This is a genomic window from Bacillus sp. MC1252, assembly GCF_056838025.1.
Window position 1 is genome coordinate 2,801,396 of sequence record NZ_CM166369.1, and the last position, 16,607, is coordinate 2,818,002.

The window sequence follows — 16,607 nt, forward strand, 5'->3', positions numbered from 1 at the left end:
TTTGGCTGAAAATCTGCAAAATATAAATGTATTGATGCTGTAGCGAAAGGAGGAATCACGATGAGTGCTATTCAGCGTATTGCCCTCGTGCTCACGATTATCGGTGCTATTAACTGGGGACTAATCGGCTTTTTTCAATTTGACTTAGTAGCAGCGATCTTTGGCGGACAAGGTTCTGCATTATCACGTATTATTTATGGTCTTGTTGGAATTGCAGGTCTTGTTAACCTTGGTCTGTTGTTCAAGCCAAGCGAAGAAGCTGTTCGCCGTGACGAGCCGAATCCAGAGGTTCGCTAAACAAAAAGACATAAAAAAGGCTGCCCATGAGGCAGCCTAAGGCACCGTTTGAAGCGGTGCTTTTTTTATTTCTTGATTAAGTCTTTACGGTTAGATTGCTCAATCCACTCTTCAAGTTTATCTTTAAGTGTATTGAAACCTTGTGGCGTAGCAGCTTCTTCTTTCACTTGCTGTGGTCTTTGTTTCTTTGGTTTACTTTCTTTTCTTTCAGGTGCTTCTTGTGTAGCACGGATAGAAAGGCTGATTTTACCAGCTTTTTCATCAACAGAAAGAACTTTCACTTGAACTTCGTCACCAATTGAAAGATGCTCGTTGATGTCTTTTACGAAGCCATGCGTTACTTCAGAAATATGCACAAGTCCTTGAGTTTCTTCATCTAATGCAACAAACGCACCATACGCTTGTAATCCTGTTACTTTACCAGTGTAAACACTGCCTACTTCAAACTTTGTCGCCATGATAACAACTCCTAAATAAATGTTTTAATATTCGTTTATACGCAATTAAAAACTATATCATAGAACGGCCAGTTACGCAAAATATTTTTTAAAAGGGTTTAGATGATATCAAAAGGGGGAATACCTGAAAACAAGAATGCTTTCTAGTATTCCCCCCTAATTTGAGAGGCATGAATCCATATGGACTCATGCCTTTTTTTATTTTAAAATGACCGGTGCTTCTTTTTTCACTTGTCTATCCTGCAAGAAGCGCTGGATTCTTGATAGTGATTCCTGAAGATGGTCGAGTGACGAAGCATATGAACAGCGAATATGACCTTCACCGCTTGGACCGAATACATTTCCAGGGACAACTGCTACTTTTTCGCTTAGCAGCAATTCCTCAGCAAATTGTTCTGAGGTCATGCCCGTGCTTTTAATGGATGGGAAAGCGTAAAACGCTCCGTTTGGCTGATGACATGTCAGTCCTAGTTCATTGAGGGAACCAACAAACAAATTACGGCGTCTTCTGTAGCTTTTCTTCATTTTCTCTACATCTTCAAGTCCATTTTTCAGTGCTTCTTCTGCCGCATATTGTGCCATAGCCGGAGCACACATCATAGAATATTGATGTATTTTCAGCATGGCATCGCGCAGGACAGGTGGTGCTGCCACATATCCTAAGCGCCAGCCTGTCATAGCAAATCCTTTTGAAAAGCCTGAAATCAAGATCGTTCTTTCCTTCATATCTTGAATCGCCGCAACGCTTGTAAAAGCTTCATCGTACGTCAGTTCAGCATAAATTTCATCAGTGATGATTAAAAGGTCATGCTCTTTTGCAAATTGGGCAATATCTTCGAGCTCTTCCTTTGAGTAAACAGATCCTGTTGGATTTGATGGAGAGCACAGTAAAATGGCTTTTGTTTTCGGTGTCAGCTTCGTGCGAAGATCAGCAGAATCTGCTTTGAAATCTTTTTCAGCCGATGTACTTAAATAGACAGGTACTCCGCCTGCAAGTGTCGTAAGTGCCCCGTATGCTACAAAACAAGGCTCTGGAATGATCACTTCATCGCCGCCGTTTAAAATTGCGCGAAAGGCCAAATCAAGAGCCTGGCTTCCGCCTACCGTAATAATGAGTTCTTCTTCAGGACTGTAATCGATGTGAAACCGCTTATATAAATAGTGGCTCAGTTCTTTTCGCAAAGATAACAGACCTGCATTCGCCGTATAAGAGGTAAGCCCTTGTTCTAATGACATAATGCTTGCTTCTCTGACATTCCAAGCTGTCACGAAATCTGGTTCGCCGACACCAAGGGAAATAACCCCTTCCATTGTGGCTGCGAGATCAAAAAATTTCCGAATACCTGACGGCTGAATGCTTTGTACCGTTTCAGATAAATAAGACTTTTTCATTTAAGGAGACACCACGATTCTTTTGTCATCGTCTCCTGTTTCAAACACTTTCCCATCATGTTTATATCTTTTCAAAATGAAGTGGGTAGTTGTTGAAACAACGGAATCAAGTGTCGATAATTTTTCAGATACGAAGCGGGCAATGTCAGACATGGATCTCCCGCGGATCACAACAGATAGATCATATACACCTGACATTAAATACACAGACTCCACTTCCTGAAACCTGTAAATGCGTTCAGCAATTTCATCAAATCCGACACCTCTTTTCGGTGTCACTTTCACATCAATCATGGCTGTGACGCCTTCGTGACCATCCACTTTACGCCAGTCAATCATGGTCGAATAATCAATAATGACTTTTTGATCTTCAAGTTTTTGAATAATGGCTTCGGCTTCTTCTGCTGTCACACCTGCCATTTTCGCAATTGTATTTAAATCGGCGCGGCTGTTTTCATCTAAAATCTCTAATATTTCAGTTTCTTTTTCTGTTAGTTTCATTTGATTTCACACCTCTGATTGTAAAAGCTAGTTTTAAAAAATCTTCTGAACATTATAGCACGTTTTTCCCATTATGCTAAGCAGGGAAAAGATTCTAATCGTAGCTTGAAATCCACTTTTTAGGGTACAATACAGTCACCTAACAGAGAGTGAGTATCAAGTAACGGAGTGATGAGTGTGGACATTGTACAGCCAGCTTATATGAAAAGTAAATTCGGTTTAGATATCTATTACGAACACTATCCAAATGTGGGAAAGAAGACATTGATCTTAATTCACGGTCTCTTCTCTTCTACTTTCAGCTATCGAAAGCTCATCCCGCTTCTGAAACAAGATTTCAATTTAATTGCGATCGATCTGCCTCCATTTGGGCAGTCCGAGAAGTCGAATACCTTTATCTACAGCTATCGCAACATGGGCAAAATCATTATTGAACTAGCCGGTTACTTGCAGATTCAGCATGCGATTCTAGTCGGTCATTCAATGGGCGGACAAATTGCCTTATACGCTGCCTCTGAACGCCCAGACCTATTTGAAAAGGCGGTACTTTTATGCAGCTCAGGGTATTTGAATAAGTCCAAAAGATCGCTTGTTTACAGCACTTATATTCCTTATTTTTATCTATTTCTAAAAAGACAGCTTTTAAAGCAAGGCATTATGAAAAATTTAACCGCTGTTGTGCATGATCATTCGATTATTGATCAAGAGATGGTGGACGGATATTTAAAGCCTTTTTCTGATGATAAAATTTTTAGAGGTCTTTTACGTTTGGTACGGCACCGAGAAGGTGATTTGACGTCAGATGTCCTAAAGAAAATGGAGACACCCGTGCTGCTCATTTGGGGCAAGGAGGATCGGATCGTTCCCATTCAAGTAGGCGAAAGACTGCACAAAGATTTGCCGCACTCGACCTTACATGCATTAAAAAAAACCGGGCACCTCATTCCTGAGGAAAATCCGGTCTTTGTGTCTGATCAAATCGGCAATTTCAGCCTGTCTTAGCGTGAGCAGAAGCTGCTGTCTCTTATGACAAAAAGCTGATTCGCTATATCTTGACAGCTCTCTATCGGAAGAAGCTGCTCAAATGAGTGGTGGTAAATGGCTTGAATCTCTTTTGCTAAAGATAACGGGTTCTCTGCGTCGTATAATGCACTGATGACGTCAGCAGGCTCCGTTTCATAAAAGTCCTCTCCATAATGAAAAGGGTCCCATGCCTTAATGAATTGAATCATCTCTTCTACAGCTTGACTATCTTTCATGGGTATCACCGCTTATAATAAATTTTGTGATGTTTATTTTAGCACAACCAACAATGGTTGAAAAACGGCTAGAGGTGGTTTTCATGAATTTCGACGAACAGATCATACGTAAAGGTTCAAAATCAGTGAAATGGGATCAAGCAGAGTCTTTGTTCCTCACAACAGATGCACTGCCGATGTGGGTGGCAGATATGGATTTTAAAGCGCCCCAGGTCGTCCTTGATGCATTAAAAGAACGATTAGATCACGGCGTATTTGGCTATGCATTTCAGGATCAGGATACGCAGCAGGCAGTAGCTGACTGGCTCAAAAGAAGACATGGATGGACGATTCAGACAGATGCTGTCACCTTCACACCAGGTATCGTGACGGCACTTAGTTTTGCTGTCCAAGCCTTTACAGCACCGAATGATGAAGTGGTCATTCAGTCTCCAGTGTATACGCCTTTTTATCAAATGATTGAAAGAAATGGACGTACTGTCTCAACCAATCCTTTAAAAATAGAAAACAACCGCTACATGATGGATTTTGATGATTTAGAGAAAAAACTAAGTAGACCACAAGCGAAGCTGATGTTCCTTTGTCATCCGCATAATCCTTCTGGGAGAGCGTGGTCAAAAGACGAATTAAAACGAGTGGGAGACTTATGTGTGCAGCATGGTGTCACAGTCGTTTCAGATGAGATTCATTCTGATCTGATGCTTTCCGGGAAGCCGCATGTGCCTTTCGCTAGTCTTTCTGACAACATAGCAAATATCACAGTGACCTGTATTGCGCCGAGTAAAACATTTAATTTAGCTGGGCTTCAGGCATCTGCCATTATCATTTCTGATGAAGAAAAAAGAACCCTTTTCACCAATGAATTACAAAGAAACGGGCTGGCCAAACTGAATGCATTTGCCATTCCTGCGATGGAAGCGGCATATCGTCTTGGAGATGAATGGCTTGATTCACTTGTTCTTTATCTCGAAAACAATATGAAGATTGCGATGGACTATATTGACGAACATCTTCCGAATATGCGTTATATGAAACCAGATGCTTCTTATTTATTGTGGCTGGACATTCGTGATTATCAATTGACTCAAGCGGAATTGAAACGGAATTTGCTAAAAAAGGGGAAAGTCATACTAGAGCTTGGACACGTGTATGGGCATGAAGGAGACGGCTTTATTCGGATGAATCTCGGCTGTCCTGCTCTAACGGTGAAAGAGGGTTTAAAACGCCTTCATCAAGCGTTCACTCTATCAACCACATAAGACCAGTTATCAAAAGAACATCCTAGCGGGTGTTCTTTTTAAAGAAAAAAACCCTCCTTTTATCATATCTACTTTGTACATGAAATGATATAATGAGAGGAATTACAATTATTTACGAGGAGAGCATTTAAATGGAAATGTTCAAGGATTTTCTGCTCCATGTATCTTTTATTCTATTTCCAATCTTTTTATATCATGCGCTATGGCTAAGCCGGACCCCTGCTCATTTCCCAAAAAGGAATAAACTGCTCATCACAATATTTGCATCCATCTCTTCAGCACTATGTATTATGTATCCAGTTGGTTCGATTTTAGATTTGCAGACTGGGCTTCAATCGATTCCCCTTGTACTTGCCATTTTATACGGAGGGTACACTGCTGGAATCGTCGCTATCTTGTTTAGCTCCATTGTCAAATTCGTGATGTATGGCTCTTTCTTATGGGTTGGACTCATCGTTGTACCGATTTACTTTTTCATCCCTTTCCTGTTCTACCGGAAATGGCGTCAATATTCGAAAATGAAAAAGCTGTTATACGGAGTACTCATTGGTCTGTCCAAAGGAATCTTCATTTACATTGGACTGTTTGTGGTCAGCTTAATGGAATACAGCCCAGCTTTTATTATGCAGCAAAAGTTCCTTGAGTTATTTTTCTCAACTCTTTACTACATATTCTTTCTTGTGTTAAGTATCTATTCCATTGAATTCGTCAAAGAAAATGCGCAAATGAGAACACAGCTCGTCCAGTCAGAAAAGCTGACCATTGTAAGTGAACTCGCTGCAAGTGTCGCCCATGAAGTACGCAATCCGCTTACAGTTGTGAGAGGGTTTATTCAATTGCTTTTTTCTAGCGACAATGCAAAAGAACCGTCGACCAATAAAGATTATAAAAACCTCGTTCTGTCCGAGTTAGATCGCGCGCAGGACATTATCACGAGTTATCTTGATATTGCAAAACAAAACTATTATCAAATTGAATCTCTCAATCTGTCTAAATTACTTGAGGAATGTGCATCACTGATGACATCCTATGCGAATTTTAAATCGGTCACGATTCATCAATCCATTGAACCAGACTTATACATTCAAGGTGATGAAACGAAGATCAAGCAAGTCATGATTAATTTAATCAAAAATGCGATTGAAGCAGCCCCCGATCACGAAGGGAAAATTGAACTTTTTGCTTCAAAAGAAAATCATAAAATATGCCTTTATTTCGTTGATAACGGTGTAGGCATGACAGAAAGCCAAATGAAAAAGCTTGGCGAACCATATTACACCTTGAAAAATAAAGGGACTGGACTTGGGCTGACAGTGACTTTTTCTATCATAGAAAATCACCATGGAACCATTCGTTTCAAAAGCTCGCTGCAGTCTGGTACAACAGTCACCGTGAAGTTTCCTGAAGACACAAGGAGAAAATGATCAATCCATTTTTTTTGTCCTTTTTTCGTCTATCTGCTCCTGCTTCTTAGACGCACGAACGATCAGACGAAAGCAAATAAATGCAGCAATAAAGAAAAGCACCGTAGTGATTGCCGCTGGGATGTACTCCCTTTTATCTTCAGGAAAATACAGTAGAAAGAGTGCGATGAACGACATCATTCGCCATTCCTCCTTTTGCTCGTTTACTTCACTATATTGGCTAAAAGAAATGAAATACCTTCCCGCGAGAAGGAAATGGAGGAATTTCACATGACAGACATTCAAATTGGACAAGTTGTGAAAGGTTTTTACAAAACAGGTGTTTACGTTGGGGAAGTGACCGCAGTTAAACCATCGACCTATCTCGTGCAAGTAAAAGCGGTTCTGACACATCCCACTCAAGGCGACCTGCATCATCCTAAAGAAGCAGACGTGCCTTTTTTTCAGGAGAGGCGAGCTTTGGCCCATAGAGAACAGACGAATATCCCTCATCATATGGTGAAGCCTTACGATGGCGACATACCCGATTATCAATCGTCACTGAAAGAAGCCGTAGACAAATTGAAAAAAGCGCTTAGTGCGGATGATTCCAAATGGGCTGAAAAATCAAGAGCGTGCCTATCTTCTCTTGAAAAAGATTATTTTCCAGAAGACGCCCGCTAATCAGTCGAATCAAAAAAGTGAGAGAAATCGATGAGTTCACCAATTTTGGTTGTTTGCGGATTTTCCACATAGGCTCTGTCTTTTTCAAAAAGGGTTAACAGCTGATAAGTGGTCATGGCATCATCGAGTGCTTTATGATGCTTACCAGCTCCTTCACTGCCGTACTCCTTTGCCGCTTTTCGCAGCCCTGTAAGTGTTCTATCACCAAAAAAGGTTTTATATTCAAAAGCGAGGTCCCGCAGCTTTCCTTTAAAAGGAAAGGCAATGTGATTGAGCATACAGTTTTGCTTCAATACCTTCATGTCCATATTTCCCCACGTGATAATTTCACAGTCTTCGCCCCCATCAAGTGACACGAGCTTCTCGATAAACGCCTCAAATGAAATCCCGCTCTCTACATCCTGCTGCGTAATTCCGAGAAAAGTTTTACAACGCTTTGTCAGCTTCGGGAACTTTTTCGGTTTGACGTAGCTTGAGAAGGTGTCTATGATCGTTTCACTTGTTGCTTTCACTACCCCAGCTTCAATAATTTCAGGGAAAAAATTTTGTGGATGATATTTCCCATCAGGCATCGTAAATTCAAAATCGACCACAAGCAGCGTCTTCTGTTCCACCAGTCTCACCCCACTTTCTCGTCTGTTTTTCATCCTGATATCATTATATTAAGACGGATCTTGAAATCACTTCATTTTCTTGAAAATAATGCAGATTCACTATGCCCAACCTATTCATCAGATGAAAGATCGTTTATTTTCCTTTATAATTATTAAGGAACACGAAATAAATAAAGAAGGTGGTCTCTATCACAAACAGGAAAAAAAACTTGTACATCATGTGGTTTGTGAACTTTTTTGTATCTGCCAGCATTACAATGATCGTCCCTTTTTTATCACTTTACATAGAATCTCTTGATAGCAGCTATTCGAATGAATTTGTCCAAAGATGGAGCGGCTATGTCTTTGGGGTCACGTTTTTAACGGCCTTTCTGATTTCTCCAATTTGGGGACGGATTGGTGACAGGCACGGCTATAAAAAGATTTTGCTGATTAACGGCATTGGGATTGCCACAAGTATTCTATTAATGGGGCTTGTTCAAACCGTTTATCAGCTATTCGCACTGCGGCTCTTCATGGGGCTTGTAACAGGCTTTATCTCTACTTCAATGGCGCTGATTTCTGCTCAGACTGAAAAGGCAACTGCCGGTAAAACATTAGGAACCATGCAGATGAGTAATGTCGCCGGAGGATTGTTCGGTCCATTAATGGGCGGACTCATGGCAGACAGCGTTGGCTTCATTTATACGTTTTTCTTAACAGCCGCTGTCATTTATGTGTCTGCTATTGTCATTATCTTCGGTGTGAAGGAACAGCCGATTCGGTCAAAAGAAGCAAAGCGCGTTTCTTACTCACGAAAAGATGTCATCGTTCATATTTTCAAACAGCCTTTGCTTGTGGTCACGATGCTTTTAACGTTTATTACGCAAGTGGGGAACTTTAGTATCCAGCCACTTTTAGCTTTATACATTCATGATTTGCACGGCCCAGTCAATCTCGCCTTTTATGCGGGACTGGCGTTTTCTGCAACAGGACTTGGAAATTTGCTGTTTACGCGAAAATGGGGAGATCTTGGAGATCGAATCGGACACGATAAGGTGCTGCTTGCCCTTCTCATCCTCTCCTCTATTTTATTCATCCCGCAAGCAATGGCGGACTCCTACGTGATGTTAGTCATTTTCCGTTTTCTATACGGGATGGCACTAGGCGGGATTATTCCGTGTACGACGGCGTATATTCGAATCAAAGCACCTGCCTCCATGCAAGGGGAAGTGCTCGGATACAATGTCAGTTTCCGATTTCTCGGGAATGTTGTCGGTCCAGTCATTGGCGGCATTGTAGCGAGCCATTACGGGATTCCAGCTGTCTTTTATGTGACCGCCGTCATTTTTCTTTTTGGCGCGTTATTTTTATGGGGGGTTCGCTCACACTCAAAGGCAAAAGAAAGGAGTGTCTGATCCATCATCAGATACTCTTTTTTCATGTCTAGATGCCTTCTCTACTAGACTTCACGCCCGTTCTTTTCTAAAAATAACCTTCTCGTATTCGCAAAAGAATGGTACGATATGGCTAGAAATCTGAAGAAAGTGAGTGACCTCATGTTTCGTGCAATCATTGGTTGGTTATTACTTGCTGCCCTCATCCCACTATTTGTTCTGACTTTTTATCTATCAAAGGAAGAAGCTGCAAGTGTAAAGCCTGTTAACAAAGTGCTTGATCAAAAAATCAAGCTGGAAAAGATAGATTTTTCCCAAAACAGTTATATGTATGATCGGGATGGTTCTCTTATCTCCGAGATCGTATCGAACGATGAGAACCGCGTTTTCGTGAAATACGATAAAATCCCTGATCCTGTGAAGGAGCTGTTCCTCCGCTCAGAGGACCGCAACTTTTATGACCATAAAGGCATTGACTTTATGGGAGTTGTTCGCGCCCTTGCCGCAAATGTCAAAAACCAAGGCATTAGCCAAGGAGCCAGCACCATCACACAGCAGTTATCCCGCAACTTATATTTAAGCCATGAACGTTCGTTCAGCCGAAAGTTTACAGAGCTGCTCTATTCCTATGAACTAGAGCGTAAATTCACTAAAGATGAAATTCTCGAAAGCTATTTAAATACGATTTATTTCAGTAACGGTGTTTACGGTGTGGGTTCTGCGGCTAATTACTATTTTGATAAGCCGCTTAGTTCTTTGTCGCTGGCACAGATGGCATTTATCTCTGCTATTCCAAACAACCCAACGCTGTATGACCCATTGAAACAATTCAAACACACAAAGAAACGCCAAGAACGGCTGCTCGGTATTTTGAAGAAAGATGGCGTCATCACCAAGAAGCAATACAAAAAAGCCGTCAAAGAAAAAATCAGCTTGTCCTTAAGTGAAAAGAAAAATCTTTACCCTGACTATGTGACATATGCCAATGAGGAATTTACCGATCTTGTGTCTGATCAGGAAGGCTTTACAAAACGATTGAAGAAGGCCAAAACAGCAGGAGCGAAAAAAGCCATTCAAAAAGAATTATCTGAAAAGGTCAGTGCCCTGCTCCAGGATGGCGTGAAGATTTATACAGCACTTGATCCTTCCTTACAGCAAAGAGCAGTCTATCAGCTCAATACTCAATTGCCTTATCAAGGTGTGGAAGGCGGATCAGCAGTCATTAACCATGAAACCCATCAAATTGTTGCACTTGCTGGCGGGAAAAACTACAAAAAGTTTGATTTCAACTACGCCTATCAAGCGCAAAGACAGCCCGGTTCTGCGATTAAGCCGCTTTTAGACTATGGCCCTTATATTGATCAAACCGGGGCAACGGCTTCAAGCACCATCAGTGCCGGCAAGTTTTGCAGCAGCGGATACTGTCCGCAGAACTATAATCATAAAACGTATGGAACGGTCACACTTGAAACAGCCTTTAAGAATTCTTACAATACCCCTGCAATCCGAATGCTGGATACAGTCGGTGTCAAAAAAGGCTTCAGCTATTTAGAGAAATTCTCATTCGAACATATTGTAGCGGATGATTATCGTCTTCCTTCTGCACTTGGAGGATTTACGAAAGGCTTCTCACCGCTAGAAATAACGGATGCGTATACCGTCTTTGGCAATCAAGGTGCCTACACGCAAAGTCATTCAATCACAAAGGTGACAGACTTAAACGGCAAAACCCTTTACAAGTGGAAGGAATCGCCGAAGCAAGTGTATTCTCAGCGTACAAATGAAACGATGCGCAAACTGCTTACCTCCGTTGTGCAAAGTGGAACAGGAAAAAAAGCGAATTTCAATTCCCCATACATCGGTGGTAAAACGGGGACATCCAATGACTACAAAGACATTTGGTTTGTTGGGCTGACCGATCAATACACAATGGGTGTATGGGTCGGAAGAGATAGAGGAACGGTTGAATCCATTTATAGCTCAAGCCCGCACTTACGTATTTGGAAAAATACGATGCAATACGCCAGATAAACAGGAGGTTTGATTGCGATGCATTCAACACATCCACCCCATTTAATTTTATTTGACGGTGTCTGCAACGTGTGCAGCGGCGCTGTTCAGTTTGTGATTAAGCGTGATCCGAATGAGCGGATGATGTTTGCTTCATTACAATCAGATACAGGGCAGCGAATTTTACAAGAACATGGTTTGCCTTTAGATGAGTTCAATTCATTCATTTATATTGAAGAAGGCACTCTTTATATGAAGTCGACAGGCATTTTAAAAGCTGCACGGCATCTAACAGGAATATACCGGTGGAGCTATTTGCTCCTCGCCATTCCGCGTCCAATCCGCGATTGGTTTTATCAACTGATCGCGAAAAACCGCTACAAATGGTTTGGTCAAAAAACATCCTGTATGATGCCTACACCCGATATTCAAAAACGATTTCTTTCATAAAAAAAGCACCCTCCATCATCAGAGGATGCTCAGATTGTTGACAAAGGGCTAAAATGATCTTTATTTTAGCCCTTTGTCTTCTTTTCAGCGTGATAGAAAACCCTTGAAGTCTAGGAAGGACGAGTACCGGAGCGGAGCGAATTTGACATTCGTGGGCACCGGCACGCAGGACTGACACCGAATGCGAGGGGTTGTCTACACGCTGAGCATCCTCCATCATCGGAGGATGCTTTCTTTCGTCTGTTTAAGCAGGCAGACTCGCCATCACACTGTTATAAAGCTTAATAAATAAGTACAAAATGCCGATCAAAAACGTGGCCCAAAATAGCAAAATAAACATCATAAATCCAATTAAATTCAGCATAGAGAGCGATTGATAAATGCGTACAATAACCCAGATAAAATAAACAAGACTTGCTAAAACAAAAAGTCCCACAAGCAGAATCAGCTGCTGCGTCAACAGAAAGGCAAGTAAGCTGGCAAACAAATAAACAACGGATGCAATCCGAATTTTCTTTAAGTTCTCCCCTTCAGGGTCCTTTGCGAAAAAAAGTAGCGCCAGCTCTAAAACCGTATCTGCAATCAGTTTTAAGGCAGATAAGATCATAAAATAAATAAGTGCACATGCGGCAAAAAGAGCAAGACGGATGCCCTGTTCTGAAAAGAACTCCAGCATTCCTTTTAAAATACCTGCCTGAGTCAAGAAATCAGTGATGATGCCTACTGTAAAAATCGAAAAAGCAGAGCTGAATAGTAAAATAGAAATCAGCGGAAAATATCCAGTCAAATATGTATTTTTCATAAATAGTTCCTTTCTCATAAGCTCACATTTATTATGGCTCACTTAAAACGGATTGACAAGATACTTTCAACGTAAAATGGGAACAGCATCAAATTTGTGATTTTGCACGTACATTCCTTCACAAACTTACATTTTCCCGTTAAAGTATTACTATTACGAAAAAATCGTGAGTTAGGGGTATACTCGTGAAAAAAACTTTAAGACTGCAAACACGGCTGACGATCTTTGTCTGTATCGTTGTCCTGATCTCCCTTTGTATCACATTCTTTACGATATGGTCGGAAACAGCCAAGAACATTCATCAGCAGGAACGTGACATTGCCCTCTCCACTGCCAAAATGGTCGCAGAGGCACCGATCACGGCGGAATCATTAGAAAACCATTCATACTCAGCACTGCGTGAATATACAACAAGTGTTCAGCGAATCACCAAAACTGAATTTGTTGTCGTCATGGATATGAACGGCATCCGCAAAACACATCCGAATCCGCAAAAGATCGGGAAGCCGTTTGCTGGCGGTGATGAAAAACCGGCATTACACGGTAAAGAACATATTAGTACGGCTTCTGGAACACTAGGCAGATCCATGCGTGCTTTTGTTCCTGTTTATGATCAAAACGGAAAGCAGCTCGGGGCTGTAGCAGTAGGGATTACGTTAAAGGAAATTGATTTGATTATTCATCAAAGCTTACTTCCGCTCTACTTCGTCACATCACTTAGCCTTCTGTCTGGCATTATCGGTGCACTCATTGTTGCGCGAAAAGTGAAGAAGATTATGTTTGGGCTGGAGCCGGATGAGATCGCCACATTATTAAAAGAACGAAGCGCCATGCTAGAATCAACAAAAGAAGGCATTCTTGCCGTTGATCAGCACGGTAAGATTAAGCTCGCCAATCTAGAAGCCAAACGCCTCTTTCATAATATGGGCATTCAAGTTGATCCTAGAGAACAAGATGTTCAGACTCTCCTCCCTTCAAGCGGCTTAAAGCAAGTGATTGAAACACGCAAGCCTCTGCTTGATCGTGACGTGAGAATGAATGGACTGGAACTTGTCTTTAACGAGGTGCCGATTACGGTAAAAGGTGAGATTGTTGGGGCGATAGCTACCTTCCGTGACAAAACAGAAGTCAAACACCTCGCTGAGCAGCTAAGCGGCGTCAAGATGTATGCCAATGCCCTTCGTGCCCAGTCACACGAATTTATGAACAAGCTTCATGTGATTTTAGGATTGGTCCAGCTCAAAAATTACGAGGACCTTGGCACCTATATCAAAGATATAGCGATTTATCAGCAAACAGAAACAAATGAAATCATCAACCATGTGAAAAACTCTGTCTTAGCAGGATTTTTACTAGGAAAACAAAGCTACATCAGGGAACAAGGCGCTACCTTAGAAGTCATTTGCAGCACACAAGTCCCAAACACAGAGGACCCAGCAGTGACGCATGATCTCATTACCGTTATCGGCAACTTGTTAAATAACGCACTCGATGCTGTTTCTCATACAGAAATCAGAAATATCTCGATCTCATTCCGATACGTCCAGGAGCAGCTTCATATTGAAATCACGGACACAGGTGTCGGTCTGACAAAAGAAGAACAGAACATCATGTTTGATCAAGGCTTTTCAACAAAAGGAGGAGACAGAGGATTCGGTCTCTACTTCGTTGACCAAAGCATCAAAAAATTGAACGGACATATGATTGTCACGAGTGAAAAAGGAGAAGGAACGACCTTTAGTCTCCGCATTCCGTATAAACAAAAGGAGGATTCACATGATTAATGTGTTAATAGTAGAAGATGATCCAATGGTTGGGGAGCTAAACAAACGCTACTTGAGCCAAATAGATGGCTTTGAGTTAAAGGGAATCGCCACCTCCTTTCAGAAGGCACTAGAATGTTTAAAAACAGAAGTCATTCATCTTGTACTGCTCGATATTTATATGCCTGGACAAAATGGGCTGGCGCTATTATCAGAAATTCGTCAGCAAAATCATTCCGTTGATGTCATCGTCATTTCTGCTGCGAATGAAGTCGACGTTGTGCAGCAAACGATGCGAAACGGAGCCGTTGATTATTTAATCAAGCCCTTTGAATTCGAACGATTCCAATCAGCTTTAGCAGAGTATAAAAGAAAACACGCCTTGTACCAATCGATGAACAGCATCTCGCAAAATGATTTAGATGCGAAGCTCTTTCATAAAAAAGCAGAGGCGGAAAAAGTCCTTCTGCCAAAAGGCCTGACCAAAAGCACCCTCAAACTTATCTGGACAAGCATTCAATCATTTGGTCAGCAGGCTTTCACGACCGAAGACCTAGCCAATCATACAGAAATCTCTCAAGTCTCTATTAGAAAATACTTGAAATTCCTTGAGGACATCGAAGTAGTTGATGTGGAAATGGCATATGGGACAATTGGACGTCCTGTTTTCCAATATAAACTCAATACAAGCAATATGAATTTAATCCAGCAATATCTATAATTTGACGCATCTGACCTTTCACAAAGGCCAGATGTTTTTTATGGCATGCGATGTAACAAACCCCTTGATATCAGTAGTTCCACTGTAATAGAGCACATTGCAAAAGCGGCATTATATCATATTTCAGTCTATAAAAAGACATCGAATGAAGCCTTTTAACATTTTTTTTAAAATAAAACAAATTTCTATTTATTTATTCGATCGGAAATGATAAATTATGATTGATTAGTTCAACGAGATATAAGTCTGATGTCTTACATCTTCTCTCCTGCACTCCATAAGTTTCTTGAGAAAGCAGGATAAAATACCCTTTTCACAAGGAAGAGAAGATAGAGGTCGGTCATTTTTCGAGAGACTTTTCTGAAACTTTTAAATTTTATAGGGGGTTATGTTTTGAAGAAGCGCAAAATTGGACTAGCATTGTCCTTAGTCGTAGCAGCAGGAACCATCCTTGGAGCATGCGGCAACTCTGGCTCAAACAGCGGTGAAAGCAAAAAAGATAAAGATCAATTCACTGTTGCAATGGTAACTGACGTCGGTGGTGTCGATGACAAATCATTTAACCAATCAGCTTGGGAAGGTCTACAAGCATTTGGGAAAGACAACAATTTAACAAAAGGTAAAAACGGTTTTGATTACTTACAATCTAAATCAGATGCTGACTATACAACAAACTTAAACACACTTGCTCGTGAGAAATTCGACCTCATTTATGGAATTGGTTTCTTAATGCAAGATTCTATTAGTGAAATCGCAGATCAACGTAAAAAAAATCACTTTGGTATCGTTGATGCAGTAGTGAAAAAAGACAACGTAGCAAGCATTATGTTTAACGAAAACGAAGGATCATTCCTTGTTGGTGTTGCAGCTGCTCTTTCTACAAAGTCGAACAAAATCGGTTTTGTTGGCGGCGTTGACTCTGAATTAATCAGAAAATTCGAAGTTGGATTCCGCGCAGGCGTTGAAGCAGCTAACCCGAAAGCAAAAGTTGAAGTGAAATATGCTGGGGCATTCGATAAAGCAGACATCGGTAAAGCAACAGCTGAAAGTATGTACAAATCTGGCGTCGACATCATTTATCATGCAGCTGGCGGCACTGGAACTGGTGTCTTCACAGAAGCGAAAAACCTGAAAAAAGCTGATCCTAACCGTAAAGTCTGGGTCATCGGTGTAGATAAAGACCAGTATGACGAAGGAAAAGTACCTGGAACAAAGCAAAGTGTCACTCTTACTTCTATGATTAAGAAAGTAGACACAGCAGTACAAGACTTAACGACGAAAGCAAAAGAAGGTAAATTCCCTGGCGGCGAAGTGATCACATACGGTCTGAAAGAAGGCGGCGTTGACATCTCTCCATCTCAGGACAACCTTGACAAAGATGTATTGAAGAAAGTAGAAGAATGGAAACAAAAGATCATCAAGGGCGAAGTCAAAATCCCTGCAACACGTGATGAATTAAAAGATTTTAAAGCTTAATTTGAGCATCGGGATAAGCGCCTTATCCCCTTGCCTCTCCTTTACCTCCTCTTTATTCGTAAAAGGTGGTAAAAGAAAAGCTGCAGCCTTGTTTTGCAGCTTTTCTTTTGCTAGTTTTTATCTTCATCAGCACCCTAAAAAA

General features: G+C 41.2%; 18 protein-coding genes. 11 read left to right on the plus strand and 7 right to left on the minus strand.

Annotated elements, in window-relative coordinates; genetic code table 11:
- The first annotated feature begins 60 nt into the window (after positions 1–60).
- A complete protein-coding gene (locus ACYH0L_RS14510) occupies positions 61–297 on the plus strand; it encodes a DUF378 domain-containing protein (protein WP_003212952.1) in 237 nt (78 codons plus the stop codon).
- Positions 298–362: 65 nt separating this feature from the next.
- Here the strand turns inward: ACYH0L_RS14510 and yugI are convergent, their stop codons facing one another.
- The 3 genes from yugI to ACYH0L_RS14525 form a co-directional block, all read right to left on the minus strand.
- Entirely contained in the window at positions 363–755 is a 393-nt protein-coding gene (yugI, locus tag ACYH0L_RS14515) for a S1 domain-containing post-transcriptional regulator GSP13 (RefSeq protein WP_003213420.1), read from the minus strand.
- 198 nt (positions 756–953) lie between these two features.
- The gene (locus ACYH0L_RS14520; RefSeq protein WP_099727113.1) at positions 954–2,147 is read right to left on the minus strand and encodes an aminotransferase; all 1,194 of its coding nucleotides are present in this window, start codon (positions 2,145–2,147) and stop codon (positions 954–956) included.
- Complete coding sequence (locus ACYH0L_RS14525) at positions 2,148–2,648, minus strand: Lrp/AsnC family transcriptional regulator (protein ID WP_099727112.1); 501 nt, start codon at positions 2,646–2,648, stop codon at positions 2,148–2,150.
- Between the two features lie 177 nt (positions 2,649–2,825).
- Here ACYH0L_RS14525 and ACYH0L_RS14530 point away from each other — a divergent pair, with 177 nt between their 5' ends.
- Complete coding sequence (locus ACYH0L_RS14530) at positions 2,826–3,650, plus strand: alpha/beta fold hydrolase (protein WP_099727111.1); 825 nt, start codon at positions 2,826–2,828, stop codon at positions 3,648–3,650.
- Here ACYH0L_RS14530 and ACYH0L_RS14535 read toward each other — a convergent pair.
- On the minus strand, positions 3,647–3,907 hold the full coding sequence (locus ACYH0L_RS14535; protein ID WP_099727110.1) for a DUF1871 family protein: 261 nt from the start codon (positions 3,905–3,907) through the stop codon (positions 3,647–3,649). The two genes, ACYH0L_RS14530 and ACYH0L_RS14535, sit on opposite strands and share 4 nt — an antisense overlap.
- Before the next feature lie 83 nt (positions 3,908–3,990).
- On the opposite strand from ACYH0L_RS14535, the gene ACYH0L_RS14540 reads away from it, so the two are divergent.
- Together ACYH0L_RS14540 and ACYH0L_RS14545 are read left to right on the plus strand one after the other, a co-directional pair.
- Positions 3,991–5,166, plus strand: a complete 1,176-nt coding sequence (locus ACYH0L_RS14540) for a MalY/PatB family protein (RefSeq protein WP_256498978.1) — start codon at positions 3,991–3,993, stop codon at positions 5,164–5,166.
- 131 nt (positions 5,167–5,297) lie between these two features.
- Positions 5,298–6,590: an ATP-binding protein gene (locus tag ACYH0L_RS14545; RefSeq protein WP_482354126.1), complete on the plus strand. Its 1,293-nt coding sequence runs from the start codon at positions 5,298–5,300 to the stop codon at positions 6,588–6,590.
- Here the strand turns inward: ACYH0L_RS14545 and ACYH0L_RS14550 are convergent, their stop codons facing one another.
- Positions 6,591–6,770, minus strand: coding sequence for a hypothetical protein (locus ACYH0L_RS14550; protein WP_034317217.1), 180 nt, complete (start codon positions 6,768–6,770; stop codon positions 6,591–6,593).
- Positions 6,771–6,860: 90 nt separating this feature from the next.
- Between ACYH0L_RS14550 and kapB the strand changes: the two genes are divergently transcribed.
- A complete protein-coding gene (kapB, locus tag ACYH0L_RS14555; RefSeq protein WP_230030816.1) occupies positions 6,861–7,253 on the plus strand; it encodes a kinase-associated lipoprotein KapB in 393 nt (130 codons plus the stop codon).
- On the opposite strand, the gene kapD is transcribed toward kapB, so the two are convergent.
- Positions 7,250–7,867 (minus strand): 3'-5' exonuclease KapD, encoded by a 618-nt coding sequence (gene kapD / locus ACYH0L_RS14560; RefSeq protein ID WP_099727106.1) that lies wholly within the window; start codon positions 7,865–7,867, stop codon positions 7,250–7,252. The genes kapB and kapD overlap by 4 nt on opposite strands.
- Positions 7,868–8,085: 218 nt before the next feature.
- Here kapD and ACYH0L_RS14565 point away from each other — a divergent pair, with 218 nt between their 5' ends.
- From ACYH0L_RS14565 to ACYH0L_RS14575, 3 genes are all read left to right on the plus strand, one after another.
- A complete protein-coding gene (locus tag ACYH0L_RS14565) occupies positions 8,086–9,264 on the plus strand; it encodes an MFS transporter (protein WP_305881450.1) in 1,179 nt (392 codons plus the stop codon).
- Positions 9,265–9,372: 108 nt separating this feature from the next.
- Positions 9,373–11,274, plus strand: a complete 1,902-nt coding sequence (locus ACYH0L_RS14570) for a transglycosylase domain-containing protein (protein WP_482354127.1) — start codon at positions 9,373–9,375, stop codon at positions 11,272–11,274.
- Positions 11,275–11,292: 18 nt separating this feature from the next.
- A complete protein-coding gene (locus tag ACYH0L_RS14575) occupies positions 11,293–11,703 on the plus strand; it encodes a thiol-disulfide oxidoreductase DCC family protein (RefSeq protein ID WP_099727103.1) in 411 nt (136 codons plus the stop codon).
- A 244-nt stretch (positions 11,704–11,947) separates the two neighbouring features.
- Here ACYH0L_RS14575 and ACYH0L_RS14580 read toward each other — a convergent pair whose 3' ends face one another.
- Complete coding sequence (locus ACYH0L_RS14580; RefSeq protein WP_099727102.1) at positions 11,948–12,505, minus strand: YufK family protein; 558 nt, start codon at positions 12,503–12,505, stop codon at positions 11,948–11,950.
- Positions 12,506–12,690: 185 nt separating this feature from the next.
- Between ACYH0L_RS14580 and malK the strand changes: the two genes are divergently transcribed.
- The 3 genes from malK (at position 12,691) to ACYH0L_RS14595 (ending at position 16,465) form a co-directional block, all read left to right on the plus strand.
- Positions 12,691–14,289, plus strand: coding sequence for a malate sensor histidine kinase MalK (gene malK, locus ACYH0L_RS14585; RefSeq protein WP_482354128.1), 1,599 nt, complete (start codon positions 12,691–12,693; stop codon positions 14,287–14,289).
- Positions 14,282–14,989, plus strand: a complete 708-nt coding sequence (locus ACYH0L_RS14590; RefSeq protein ID WP_099727100.1) for a response regulator — start codon at positions 14,282–14,284, stop codon at positions 14,987–14,989. Before malK ends, ACYH0L_RS14590 begins: the two co-directional genes overlap by 8 nt.
- 393 nt (positions 14,990–15,382) lie before the next feature.
- Positions 15,383–16,465, plus strand: a complete 1,083-nt coding sequence (locus ACYH0L_RS14595; protein ID WP_099727099.1) for a BMP family lipoprotein — start codon at positions 15,383–15,385, stop codon at positions 16,463–16,465.
- Positions 16,466–16,607 lie beyond the last annotated feature (142 nt).